Source organism: Tepidiforma sp., from assembly GCF_034432735.1.
Taxonomy (GTDB): Bacteria; Chloroflexota; Dehalococcoidia; order Tepidiformales; family Tepidiformaceae; genus Tepidiforma.
Genome location: NZ_DAOUBJ010000099.1, coordinates 1 through 12,225, shown reverse-complemented (window position 1 = coordinate 12,225; position 12,225 = coordinate 1). Strand labels below are relative to the sequence as shown.

Here is a 12,225-nt window from a genome sequence, read left to right as displayed (position 1 = left end):
CTGTGCGATGAGTCGCGCGTTGCGCTCTACCGGCAACCGATCGTGGATTTGGCGCGGGGGGTGACCGCGGGGTTCGAATTGCTGGCGCGGTTCGACGATGCAGTGGTGCAGGCGCCGCCGCATTTGTGGTTTGGCGCGGCCTACCGGCTGGGATTGGGGCCGCAGCTGGAGGCGGCGGTGCTCAGGAAGGCGCTGCGTCTGCGGGAGGAGGCGCCGCCGAATACGTTCCTGACGGTGAACTTGGACCCGGCGGCGTTGGTTCACCCGGAGGTGGCGGGGCTGCTGTTGGATTCGCCGGGGCTCGAACGCCTGGTGATCGAGCTAACCGAGCATTCGGAGATCGAGGATTTCGCTCATCTGAACGGGCTTTTGGACCGGCTTCGGAAGCGTGGCGCCTCGGTGGCGGTGGACGATGCGGGGACGGGATATGCGAATCTTGTCCGGCTGTTGGCTGTCCGCCCGCAGTTCGTGAAGGTGGACCAGGCGTTCGTGCGGGGTATGGGGGAGGACCCGGCGAAGCGGGCGTTGGTGGAGTTGGTGGGGCATTTCGCTTCGCGCATCGATGCGTGGGTGATCGCGGAGGGGATAGAGTCGGAATCGGATCTGCGGGAGGTCGTGGCGCTGGGGGTGCCGCTCGGGCAGGGCTATCTGCTGAACCGCCCAGCGCCGGGTTTCGTACCGGTCCCGGGGCCGATGCGGGAGCTGATCCGGAGATATGCCGAGAGCGGGGAGGATGGCCCGACGGTTGCGGGGCTGATCGAGCCGGTCGAGGCGATGCGCCGGGAGGATTGGGATGCGGGTGAGGAGGGGACGGTGGTGCTGCTGGACCGGTGGAATCGCCCGGTAGCGGTGGTGTATCTCGGGCGTTCGGCCCAACCGCTGCTGGCTACTCCGTCCTGCCGTCCAGCCGACGTGCTGCGTCGGGCGCTGGTGCGCCCGGAGCGGGAGCGATTCCACCCGATCGTGGTGACGAACGACGGCGGACAGCCTCTGGGGATGGTACGGATCGAGAGGCTTATCGAGAACGTGCTCGGTTCGCAGACGTCGTCTTAAGAACCCGCGAACCTGGCGTGCGAAAGGGCCGTCGCGCGTTGTCGCAACGGCCCTTTCGCGATCGTGAGTGGGTCAGGCGGCGGGGCGGATGCGCTCGCGGACCTGGGCGACGAGCTCGTGGGAGATGTCGATCATCCCGTGGTCTTTGCGGGCGTGGTCGGCGACGGCCTGGAGGATTTTGTCTTCGCTATCGAAGACGAAGCGGGCGTTGCAGCCGGGGACGACATCGCCGCAGTTGAACTGTTTCACGGGGCAAGCTCCTTCGATGGGGGTTGCCAGAGGTATCGGCTGTCGGGTCGGTGGGCTTGAGGGCGGCGGTTACTGGCCGGCGGCGGGCTGCGGTGTGCCGGTGCCGAAGACTTCGCCCCGGCGGCGACTGGCGAAGGCTTCGTCTTCGCTGATGGCGGCGGCGGCGGCGCGGGCTTGTTCTTGTTCGTAGGTCATGCGGTAGAGGTTGGCGTAGATGCCGTTGCGGGCGAGGAGTTCTTCGTGGGTGCCGATTTCGGCGATCTGGCCTTTGTCGAGGACGACGATGCGGGTGGCTTCGCGGATGGTGGAAAGGCGATGGGCGATGACGAAGGAGGTGCGATTTTTGAGGAGTTCGCGGAGGGCTCGTTGGATGATGACTTCGGTTTGGGTATCGACGTAGGCGGTGGCTTCGTCGAGGATGAGGATGCGCGGTGCGGCGAGGATGGCGCGGGCGAAGCTGATGAGCTGGCGCTGGCCGACGGAGAGGTTCTGGCCGCGCTGCTGGAGGACGGTGTCGTAGCCGCGTTCGAGGCGCATGATGAATTCGTGTGCGCCGACGGCTTTGGCGGCGCGTTCGATTTCTTCTTGGGTGGCTTCGGGGCGGCCGTAGGCGATGTTTTCGCGGACGGTGCCGGAGAAGAGGTAGGGATTCTGGAGGACGACGCCCATGTGGCGGGTGAGGGAGCGGCGCGCGATGTCGCGGATGTCGTGGCCGTCAATTTTGATGCTGCCGCCGGTGACGTCGTAGCCGCGCATGAGGAGGGAGGTGATGGTGGTTTTGCCGGCGCCGGTTGCGCCGACGAGGGCGATGGTTTCGCCGGGTTCGACGTGGAGGGTGATGCCGCGCAGGATGGGGACACCTTCGACGTAGTGGAAGTGGACGTCCTCGAAGTCGACGCGGCCTTCGATGTGGTCGAGCTCGATGGCGCCGGGACGGTCTTGGACGCGGGGGACGGTATCGAGCACTTGGAAGATGCGTTCGCCGCCGGCCATGGCGCGCTGGAGCATAGTGTACTGGAGAACGAGGTCGCGGATGGGGTCGAAGAAGCGGCCGACGTAGAGGGTGAAGGAGGTGAGGACGAAGAAGAAGTGGGCGATATCGACGTCGGCGGCGTGGAGGGCGCGGAGGCCACCGACGATGACGACGGAGGCGGTGGCGATGGCGACGGCGAGTTCGATGACGGGCATGATGGCGGCGCTGAGCAGGCCGGCCCAGATGTTGGCCTGGCGGTTGTCCTGGTTGAGGCGGTCGAAGCGGCGGGCGTTTTCGTCTTCGCGGGCCATCGACTGGACGGCTTTGACGCCGGACACATTCTCGGCGAGGGTGCCGTAGAGAGTGGAGACTTTGATGCGAACGTTGATGAAGGCCTGCCGGGCGTGGCGGGCCCAGAAGACCATGACGAGAACGAGGGGCGGGACGATGGCGAAGGTGACGAGGGCGAGGGTGGCATCGATGTTGAGGAGGACGATGACGATGATGGTGAGGCCGATGATATCGGCGAGGAAGGTGAGGGAGCCGCTGGTGAGGAGCTCTTGCATGACGGTGACATCGCTGGTGAGGCGGGAGATCATGCGGCCGACTTCCATTTCGTCGTAGAAGCTGAGCGAGAGCCCCTGCATGTGGTCGTACATCTGGGTGCGGAGCTGGAGGAGGATGCGGTTGCCGATCCAGGCGGTGGTGCGCTGCTGTCCGTAGGCTGCGAGCCACTGGACGAGGGCGAGGCCGATCATGATGGCGAGGAGGGTGAAGATCCGGCGGGTGTCGTGGTTGATGCCGGCCTGGACGGTGAGGCCGATGAGAAGGGGCTGGAAGAAGCTTGCGAGTGCGGAGGTGACCATGCAGGCGAGGGCGACGAAGGCCTGCAGCCGGTATTGGGCGAGGTAGGGGAGGATGCGACGGACGACTTTGGCGTCGTAGACCTTGCCGAGGTATTCGTCGTCCCAGCCATCGGCGCCGCGGCCCATCATGGCGGCGCGGCCGACGGGGCCGGTTCCCTGACCGCCGAGCCCGGAGCTCCATCCGCCGGCGCCGGCGCCGCCCCACATGCCCATCAGGCGCTCCCCCCGGCCTGGCCTTCGGCGAGCAGGCGGGCGCGCACGCGCTCGACGAGCTGCTCGGGGAGGCCTTGGGTGTCGCCGCTGCGGATGCGTTCGCGCAGGCGTTCGGCGAGGCCAGGGCCCTGCGGGGTCGGTGGGGTGTCGACGAGACGACCGAGGGCTTTTTCTTGGTCTTCGAGTTCGAGTTCGAAGATGCGCCGGTAGAGCCCTTCTTGTTGGATGAGCTCTTGGTGGGTGCCGCGCTGGATGATTCGGCCTTGGTCGAGGACGATGATTTGGTCGGCGCGCATGACGGTGCGGAGGCGCTGGGCGATGACGAAGGTGGTGCGGCCTTTCATGAGCTCTTGGAGGGCCTGTTGGATGAGGAACTCGGTTTGGGTGTCGACGCTGGCGGTGGAGTCGTCGAAGATGAGGATTTTGGGGTCGAGGAGGAGGGTACGGGCGATGGCGATGCGCTGTTTTTGGCCGCCGGAGAGGGTGACGCCGCGTTCGCCGACCCATTCGTCGTAGCCATAGGGGAGGGAGACGATGAAGTCGTGGATGCGGGCGGCTTTGGCGGCGCGTTCGATCTCGTCTTGGGTGGCGTCGGGGCGGCCGTAGGCGATGTTGTCGCGGATGGTACCGATGAAGAGGAAGACGTCTTGCTGGACGATGCCGATGTTTTTGCGGAGGGATTCGATGGTGACGTCGCGGATGTCGATGCCGTCGATGAGGATGCGTCCATCGGTGACGTCGTAGAAGCGGGGGATGAGGTTGACGATGGTGGATTTGCCGGAGCCGGTGGGCCCGAGGAGGGCGATGACTTGGCCCGGTTTGGCGTCGATGTCGACGCCGGAGAGGACGGGGCTGAGGTTGTCGTAGCTGAAGCTGACGTTTTCGAAGACGATGTGACCTTTGACGTCCGTGAGGGGGATGGCGCCCGGCTTTTCCTGGACGGCGGATTGGGCATCGATGAGCTCGAAGACGCGTTCGGCGGAGCTGATGGCGCGGGCGATGATATTGATCATGAAGCCGATGGTGCGGATGGGGAGCTGGAGGAGGTTGAGCCAGAGGGTGAAGGTGAGGACGTCTTGGGCTTGGAGGGAGCCACGGGAGACGAGCCAGGCGCCGACGCCGACGGTGAGGCCGATCTGGGCGGCGGAGATGCCCTGGAGGAGGGGTTGGTTGTTGGCTTGGATCATGGCGGCGGCGTATTGCAGGTCGGCCTGCTTGCGGGCTGCCTGGGCGAATTTGGCGCTCTCGAAGTCTTCGCGCGAGAAGGCTTTGACGACGCGGATGCCGGTGAGCCCTTCTTCGGCGACCTGCGTCATTTCGGCTTGGCTCTGCTGGATTTGGAGCCACATGGGGCGAAGGCGACGACTGGTGACGATGGAACGCCAGGCGAGGAATGGCAGCGAGAGGAACGAGACGAGGGCGAGCTGCCAGTTGATGATGAGCATGCCGGCGATGGAGATGAGGAGCATGAGGATGATGTAGGAGAAGCGCAGGAGGCCCATCGCGAAGAAGATGCGGATGTTTTCGACGTCCTGCGTGGCACGGCTCATGATCTGGCCGGTCTGGACTTTGTCGTGGTAGGCGAAGCTGAGGCGTTGGAGGTTGTCGTAGATGCGGTTGCGGATGTCGTAGGCGATGTTCTGGCCGATGGTTTCGCCGAGGTACTGTTGGCCGAAGGCGGCGAGCCCGCGGGCGATGGCGAAGGCGACGATGGCGGCCGCACCGAGGATGAGCAGGCGTTCGTTGCCATCGAGGCCGATGAGGCGGCCGTCGGCGGAGCGGACGGGCTTGAGGCCGAATTCGATCGCGAATTTGATGAGGAGCGGGCTGATCATGACGAAGGCGCCCGCGAGGATGACGCAGACCCAGGCGATGGCGAACTGCCAGCGGTATTTGCCGATATAGGGGATCAGGCGCAGAAGCCAGCGCACCGGGCGGCGTCCCTCCTCGATTGGGGATGCTATCATACCTTGACGCGAAGGTGAAAGTAGGTTGGCCGACAGGGGCTTGGGACGGGCCGCCAGAGGCGGTTCGGGTGGGGAGCATGGGCGACGGGAGGTGTCGCGCGGGCGGCTACGCTGGCTTCGGGGTGGTTCGATGAAGAAGGTAGCGCTGCTGCTGGTGGGTTCGGCGCTGGTGATGGCGGCATTAGGCCTCGTCGTGGCGGCGGAAGGTGGGGGGATGGGGCGTCGGGCGACAGCGCCGATGCTGGCGGCGGACTCTGTCGCTGGGCTCCCGGCGTGTGTGGTGGTGAACGTGGTGGACGGCGATACGATCGATGTGGGGGGTTGTGTCGATTCGGGGCGCATCCGTTTGATTCTGGTGGATGCGCCGGAGGTCTCGGGTGGGGCACGCTGTTTCAGCCAGGAGGCGACGGAGTACGTGGCGGCGCGGCTGCTGGGGCGGACGGTGGGCCTGGAGCGGGATGTTTCGGACACGGACCGGTTCGGCCGGTATTTGCGCTACGTGTGGCTGGATGGGGAGCTGTTCAACGAGGCGATGGTGCGGGATGGATACGCGGCGCTGGCGGTGTTTCCGCCGGATGTGAAGTATCGCGAGCGGATCGCGGCGGCGGAGGCGGAGGCGCGGCGGGCGAACCGCGGGCTGTGGGGCGTCTGTGGGGGGCTGAACGCGCCGGCGACTCCGACGCCTTCGACGCCGGAAGCAGCGTCGCCGACCGTGACGGCGACGCCGACACCACTTGCGACGCCGACGCCCGGGGGGACGTGTGCGGCAGCGACTGCGTGGATCACCAGGCTGGACAAGGGCGCGGAGTTCGTCCGCATCGAGGGGAGCGGCGATTTGACGGGGTGGTATCTGGTCAGCGAGAGGGGCTTCCAGCGGTTCGACTTCCCGCTGGGGTTCGTGCTGAATGGCTGGGTGGAGGTGTGGAGCGGGGTGCCGCAGTTCGCGAACACGGTGACGAGCCTGTGGTGGAGCGGAGACAAGTACTGGAACAATTCGGAGAACGACGACGCGCTGCTGTACGACTGTAATGGTCGGTTGGTGCAGCGATTCGACGATGGCGATTGAAGCGGGGCGGGGGAGCGGGTAGGCTGCCGGGCGGATGATTTTCTCGGGGGCGATTGCGCGGTGCCGGTGAACGTGCTGCGACCGACGGAAGCAGAGGCGCTGGAGGCGTGGGCGGCGCTGGTCGCGGCGGATGCGGAGCAGGTGGCGCGGCTGCGGGAGCCGGAACCGGCGGCGGATCACTATGCGTCGGTGGCGGCGCGATTCCGTCCGGGCGGGTTCGAATCGCTGGAGTGGCCGGTGTTGGATGGGTTGGTGGGGCCGGGGGAGTCGGTGCTGGACATCGGTGCTGGGGGCGGCCGCTTTGCGATTCCGCTGGCGCAGAAGGGCTGCCGGGTGGTGGCGATCGAGCCGAGCGCGGCGATGCGGGCGACGCTGGTGGAGGCGGCGGCCGAGGCTGGCGTCGTGGTGGAGGTGCACGACCTGCGGTGGCCGCAGGAGGGGTGGGCGGTGGACGCGGATGTGTGCTTGGCGGCGCATGCGCTGTACGACATCGCGGAGGTGGGGCCGTTTCTGGATGCGATGGAACGGCACGCGCGGCGGCTATGTATCGCGATGTTCGGTCAGTTTGGGCGCGGGGCGAATCTCGCGGCGCTGTTCGAGGCGGTGCACGGGGAGCCGATGGCGACGCTTCCGGCGTTGAAGGAGTTCGTTGCGCTGCTGGGGGCGCGGAACCGGCGGTACGAGGTGCGGACGGTTTCGGCCGGGCGCGAGTTCGAAACGATGGAGCGGGAGCAGGCGTTCGAGCTGGCGCGGCGGCTGCTCTGGCTGGCGCCGGGGAGCGCGAAGGATGCACACATGCGGGAGCTGATGGAGGAGTGGTGGGGCGGGCCGGAGGGCATCGCGATGCCGGTTTTCCGTCGGTTCATTGGGGTCGTGAGCTGGGAGCCGCCGGTGCCTCGAGCGTGAGCTCGCGCCAGCCGGGTGGTGCGGTGTTCAGATGTCGAGGTTGCGGACCTGGCTGGCGTTGGCCTGGATGAACTTTCGGCGGTGGGAGACGTCGTCGCCCATGAGTTCGTAGAAGAGGGCGTCGGCGGTCGCTGCGTCGTGGATGGTGACCTGGAGGAGGGTGCGGTTGGCGGGGTTCATGGTGGTTTCCCAGAGCTGTTCGGCGTTCATTTCGCCGAGGCCTTTGAAGCGCTGGACGTTGAGGTTGGCGCGGCGGGCCTGCTTGCGGTATTCCTCGAGCTCGTGGTCGGAGTAGAAGTAGCGGACTTCTTTGCCGTGCTGGGCGCGATAGAGTGGCGGCTGGGCGATGTAGAGGTGTCCGTTTTCGATGAGTTCGGGCATGTTGCGGAAGAAGAAGGTGAGGAGGAGGGTGCGGATGTGGGCGCCGTCGACGTCGGCGTCGGTCATGATGATGATTTTGTGGTAGCGGAGCTTGGTGACGTCGAAGGTTTCGCGGATGCCGGTGCCGAGGGCGGAGATGATGAGGCGGATGGCCTCGTGGCCGAGCATTTTGTCGGGGCGGGCTTTTTCGACGTTGAGGATCTTGCCGAAGAGGGGGAGGATGGCCTGGTAGCGGCGGTCGCGGCCCTGTTTGGCGGAGCCTCCGGCGGAGTCGCCTTCGACGATGAAGAGTTCGGACTCTTCGGGGTCGCGGGAGGAGCAATCGGCGAGTTTGCCGGGGAGGGCACCGCTTTCGAGGGCGCTCTTGCGCTGGACGAGGTCGCGTGCTTTGCGGGCGGCTTCGCGGGCGCGGCTGGCGACGAGGCACTTTTCGACGATGCGACGGGCTTCGGAGGGGTGCTCTTCGAGGTAGGCAGCGAGGGCTTCGCCGACGACCGTTTGGACTTGGCCGGCGACTTCCTGGTTGCCGAGACGGGTCTTGGTCTGGCCTTCGAATTGGGGCTCGGGGAGTTTGACGGAGACGACGGCGACGAGGCCTTCGCGGACGTCGTCGCCGGTGAGGTTGGGGTCGTTGTCTTTGAGGATTTTCTGTTTGCGGGCGTAGTCGTTGAGGACGCGGGTGAGAGCGGCGCGGAATCCGGTGAGGTGGGCGCCTCCATCGATGGTGTTGATGGCGTTGGCGAAGGTGTAGACGGTTTCGTTGAAGCCGTCGTTGTACTGGATGGCGCACTCGATGAGGTTGCCGTCGATTTCGCGTTCGACGTAGACGGGTTCGGGGTTGAGGGCTTCGCGGTCGCGATTGACGTAGCGGACGAAGCTCTTGATGCCGCCTTCGAAGTAGTAGTTGACTTCCTGGTCGGCGCGTTCGTCGAGGAGGCGAAACCAGACGCGTTTGGTGAGGAAGGCGTACATGCGGAGGCGTTCGGCTTCGACGCGGAAATCGAAGTCGACGCTCTCGAAGATGGTGGGGTCGGGCTTGAAGGAGACGGTGGTGCCGTGGGGCCGGGCGGGGTCTTCGAGGGGGCGGCTGAGGAGTTCGGTGAGGGGTGTGCCGCGGGCGTATTCTTGGCGATAGACTTTGCCGGCTTTATCGGGGCCTTGGGCGGCCGGGTCGGGGACGACTTCGACCCACATGGCTTCGCTGAGGGCGTTGACGACGGAGGCGCCGACGCCGTGGAGGCCGCCGGTGACTTTGTAGCCGCCGCCGCCGAATTTGCCGCCGGCGTGGAGGACGGTCATGACGGTTTCGACGGCGGTTTTGCCGGTTTGTTTCTGGATATCGACGGGGATGCCGCGGCCGTTATCGCGGACGGTGCACCATCCGTTGGCGTGGAGGATGACTTCGATCCGGTCGCAGTAGCCGGCCATGGCTTCGTCGACGGCGTTGTCGACGAGTTCTTTGATGAGGTGGTGGAGGCCGGCTTTGTCGGTGGTGCCGATGTACATACCGGGCCGCTTGCGGACGGCTTCGAGGCCTTCGAGGACCTGGATGTTATCGGCGGTATAGGAGGAGGTAGTGGTTGCCTGGGTGGCCATGGGCGGGGGTCAGCCTCGCGATGCGCGAGCCGGCGAGGGCGGCGGCCCGGGAATTCGTTCGCTCACCTTCGCAGTTTAGCAGGTTCGGGGCGTTCGGTCGAGTTCAGCGCGGGCGGCGGGCAAGGCGGGCGGTTTCGATGACGTCGCGGTAGAAGGTGAATTGCTCTTCGGCGGAGGCGACTCCGAAGCTGGGGGCGAAGTGGAATCTATCGGCCGCGAGCTCGGGGGTTTCGCCGGTGAGGTAGGCCGGGTCGGTCCGTCCTGAGTACGGGAAGCGTAGTTCGCGGGAGATTTGCTGGAGGGAGGCGACAAGCTGCGCCTGCCGGTCGCGAGCCTTGCGTTTCTGGGCTCCGGTGACACTCCAGTCGTACCGCCCATGCGGTCCCCAGACGGCGAACATCAGGCTTTCGCGCTGGAGAATGCGGTGCGCGATGGCTTCGACGCAGGCAGCGACCTCTTCCGGTTCGAAATGGTAGTCCCCGCCGATGGTGCGGAGGAGGACTTGGCGGCCGAGCCGAAATGGCAACGAGGGGCCGATGAGGGGGTTCTCGGCGGCTGCGAAGCCGAGGCGGGCGAGCCATGTTCCTGGGCGGCCGAGGAGGCGGGCGAGGCGCAGCGGAACCGAGGGGTAGGAGACCCAGTAGTTGGGGATGTGGAGGAAGACGGCGTCGGGTTGTTCGCGATCGAGCCACTTGTCGACGACGGATGGCAGGGCTGGCGTGGGCCAGGGGGTTTTGACGACGATTTCGAAGGGCTCGCCGAAGTAGGCTTCGAGCTTTTCGGCCAGGAGCCGCGGGCGTTCCGGTGTGGCGCCGGCGAGGACATCGTTGCTGTTGGTGAGGCGCAAGATTTTCACGTTGCGGCTCCAGGCACGACAGCGTTGGCGCGTTCGCGCGGTGGCTGGATGCTACGCCGCCGCGGGGGACTTTACGAGGAGCGTGGCCAGAGGATGGCTTGGGTGCAGCGGAAGGCGGTGATGGTGCGTCCGGTCTCTTCGTGGACGACGGTGGCATCCCAGACCTGGGTGGTGCGGCCGCCGTGGAGGAGGGTGGCGCGGGCGCGGATCGTCCCCTCGGTGGCGGTGCCGAGGAAGTTGGCTTTCAGTTCGATGGTCGTGAAACCGGTGGCGCCCTCGGGCAGGTTGGCGCTGCAGCCGTACCCGCAGAGGGTATCGGCGAGGGCGATGACGGTAGCGGCGTGGAGGAAGCCGTTGGGGGCAAGGTGATCGGGCCGGAGCTGGAGGCGGCCTTCGGCGTAGGCGGCCCCGATGGAGACGACTTCGAGGCCGATGAGGCCGGGCAGGCGGCCGCGGGAGCGCTCGTTCCAATGCTGGGGTGAGGCGCGCTCGGCCGTGGAGTCGAACATGGCGTGCTCCGTTCCGGGGGGAAGCGGCCCCCTTGTGTTCGGCCCATGGTGGCAGAGTGAGTTGCGTTGTGCAACTGAATTGCCGATGCGGCGTGCGCAGGGGAGAATCCGGCTCCACCCCGTGGCAGGAGGCGCCCGATGGGAATCGACTGGCCAGCCGTACACCGTGAGGCGTTGGACATTTTGGTTCGCTACCTGCGGATCGATACGACGAACCCGCCGGGGAACGAGAAGCCGGCGGCGCGGTTCCTGGGGGCGATTTGCGAGGCGGAGGGCATCCCGACGGAGTACATCGAGACGGGGCCGAATCGGGAGGTGGTGGTGGCGCGCCTGCGGGGCGACGGCTCGAAACGGCCGCTCATGCTCTGCAACCACACGGATGTGGTACCGGTGGAGGAGGAGTATTGGTCGGTGCCGGCATTCGAGGGGTTGGTGCGCGATGGGCGGGTGTACGGGCGTGGTGCGGTGGACATGAAGGGCTGCGGGGTGATGCAGCTGATGGCGCTGTTGCTCTTGAAGCGGGAGGGGGTGCGGCTGCGGCGCGACGTGGTGTTCTGCGCGGTGCCGGACGAGGAGGCGGGGAGCGATTACGGGATGGCGTGGCTTTGCAGGCATCGGCCCGACATCGTGGATGTGGAGTACGAGTTGAGCGAGGGGGCGGCGGGCACGACGCGTTTTGGCCGGCAGGAGGTGCGGCTCTTCAGCGTGGCGACGAACGAGAAGGATATCTGCTGGCTTCGGCTGACGGCGGTGGGGCGGCCGGGGCACGGGAGCGTGCCGCACGAGGACAATTCGGCGGTCTACTTGGTGCGGGCGATCGCCCGGCTGCTGGATTGGGAGCGGCCGCTGGTGTTCACGGCGGATACGGAGGTGTATCTGGACCGGCTGGCAGAGGCGGGGCTGATGCCGCCTCGTTCGGACCGACGGGCCGTGGAGGAGCGGATTCGGCGTTCGCCGGAGCTTTTGGCGATGTTTCAGAACACCCTGAATCTGACGATGCTGGATGCGGGGGTGAAGGCGAATGTGATCCCCGCCCGGAGCGAGGCGGTGATCGACTGCCGGCTTTTGCCGGGGCAATCGAAGCGGGACTGGATTCGCCAGGTGCGGGAGCGGATCGGCGACGAGCGGGTGACGGTGGAGCTGCTTTCGCCGGACCACGGCGAGCCGGAGGCGGTGCCCTGGGACACGGAGCTGTTTCGGACGATCTCGTCGGTGGTGAAGGAGGCGATGGAGGATGCGGTGGTCGTGCCGGGCATGACGATCGGGGGGACGGACAACCGGTTTCTGCGCGAACGCGGCATCCCGGCGTATGGGTTCATCCCGTGTTTGCTCTCTCCGGAGGAGCGGCGCGGGTTCCACGGGAATGACGAGTTCCTGACGGTGGAGAATCTGCAGCTGGGCTGCGAGTTGATGTACGAGATCGTGCGGCGGATGGTGAGCTAAGGGGTCCGCTCGGGGAGAATTGCCCTGATGGGCCCACGTCAGCGGCGGCAAGCGGGAGCGATCGTGCTGGGCGCGCTGGTGGCGGCGGCTCTGCTCGCGGGTCAGCTCTGGTTGACGCTCCGGTTGCAATGGACGAGCCGGGAACCG

10 protein-coding genes are annotated in these 12,225 nt (G+C 66.4%); 4 read left to right on the top strand and 6 right to left on the bottom strand.

Annotation, left to right across the window (positions count from 1 at the left end; translation table 11 throughout):
* Window positions 1-1,053: EAL domain-containing protein (locus tag VAE53_RS09310; RefSeq protein WP_322819102.1), on the top strand; the 1,053-nt coding region annotated here is incomplete at its 5' end.
* 72 nt (window positions 1,054-1,125) lie between these two features.
* Here the strand turns inward: VAE53_RS09310 and VAE53_RS09305 are convergent.
* From VAE53_RS09305 to VAE53_RS09295, 3 genes are all read right to left on the bottom strand, one after another.
* Window positions 1,126-1,302 carry a DUF1059 domain-containing protein gene (locus VAE53_RS09305; protein WP_322819101.1) on the bottom strand — a complete coding sequence of 59 codons (177 nt, stop codon included), beginning with the start codon at window positions 1,300-1,302 and terminating at the stop codon, window positions 1,126-1,128.
* A gap of 69 nt (window positions 1,303-1,371) precedes the next feature.
* A complete protein-coding gene (locus VAE53_RS09300) occupies window positions 1,372-3,354 on the bottom strand; it encodes an ABC transporter ATP-binding protein (protein WP_322819100.1) in 1,983 nt (660 codons plus the stop codon).
* A complete protein-coding gene (locus VAE53_RS09295) occupies window positions 3,354-5,285 on the bottom strand; it encodes an ABC transporter ATP-binding protein (RefSeq protein ID WP_322819099.1) in 1,932 nt (643 codons plus the stop codon). The genes VAE53_RS09300 and VAE53_RS09295 overlap by 1 nt, the downstream gene beginning before the upstream one ends.
* Before the next feature lie 166 nt (window positions 5,286-5,451).
* On the opposite strand from VAE53_RS09295, the gene VAE53_RS09290 reads away from it, so the two are divergent.
* Together VAE53_RS09290 and VAE53_RS09285 are read left to right on the top strand one after the other, a co-directional pair.
* A complete protein-coding gene (locus VAE53_RS09290; protein WP_322819098.1) occupies window positions 5,452-6,387 on the top strand; it encodes a thermonuclease family protein in 936 nt (311 codons plus the stop codon).
* Window positions 6,388-6,459: 72 nt separating this feature from the next.
* Window positions 6,460-7,293 carry a class I SAM-dependent methyltransferase gene (locus VAE53_RS09285; protein ID WP_322819097.1) on the top strand — a complete coding sequence of 278 codons (834 nt, stop codon included), beginning with the start codon at window positions 6,460-6,462 and terminating at the stop codon, window positions 7,291-7,293.
* A 27-nt stretch (window positions 7,294-7,320) separates the two neighbouring features.
* Here VAE53_RS09285 and gyrB read toward each other — a convergent pair whose 3' ends face one another.
* The 3 genes from gyrB to VAE53_RS09270 form a co-directional block, all read right to left on the bottom strand.
* Window positions 7,321-9,270, bottom strand: coding sequence for a DNA topoisomerase (ATP-hydrolyzing) subunit B (gene gyrB / locus VAE53_RS09280; protein WP_322819096.1), 1,950 nt, complete (start codon window positions 9,268-9,270; stop codon window positions 7,321-7,323).
* 103 nt (window positions 9,271-9,373) lie between these two features.
* On the bottom strand, window positions 9,374-10,126 hold the full coding sequence (locus VAE53_RS09275) for a hypothetical protein (RefSeq protein ID WP_322819095.1): 753 nt from the start codon (window positions 10,124-10,126) through the stop codon (window positions 9,374-9,376).
* 71 nt (window positions 10,127-10,197) lie between these two features.
* A complete protein-coding gene (locus tag VAE53_RS09270; RefSeq protein WP_322819094.1) occupies window positions 10,198-10,635 on the bottom strand; it encodes a PaaI family thioesterase in 438 nt (145 codons plus the stop codon).
* Window positions 10,636-10,773: 138 nt separating this feature from the next.
* Between VAE53_RS09270 and VAE53_RS09265 the strand changes: the two genes are divergently transcribed.
* The gene (locus VAE53_RS09265) at window positions 10,774-12,078 is read left to right on the top strand and encodes a M20/M25/M40 family metallo-hydrolase (RefSeq protein WP_322819093.1); all 1,305 of its coding nucleotides are present in this window, start codon (window positions 10,774-10,776) and stop codon (window positions 12,076-12,078) included.
* Window positions 12,079-12,225 lie beyond the last annotated feature (147 nt).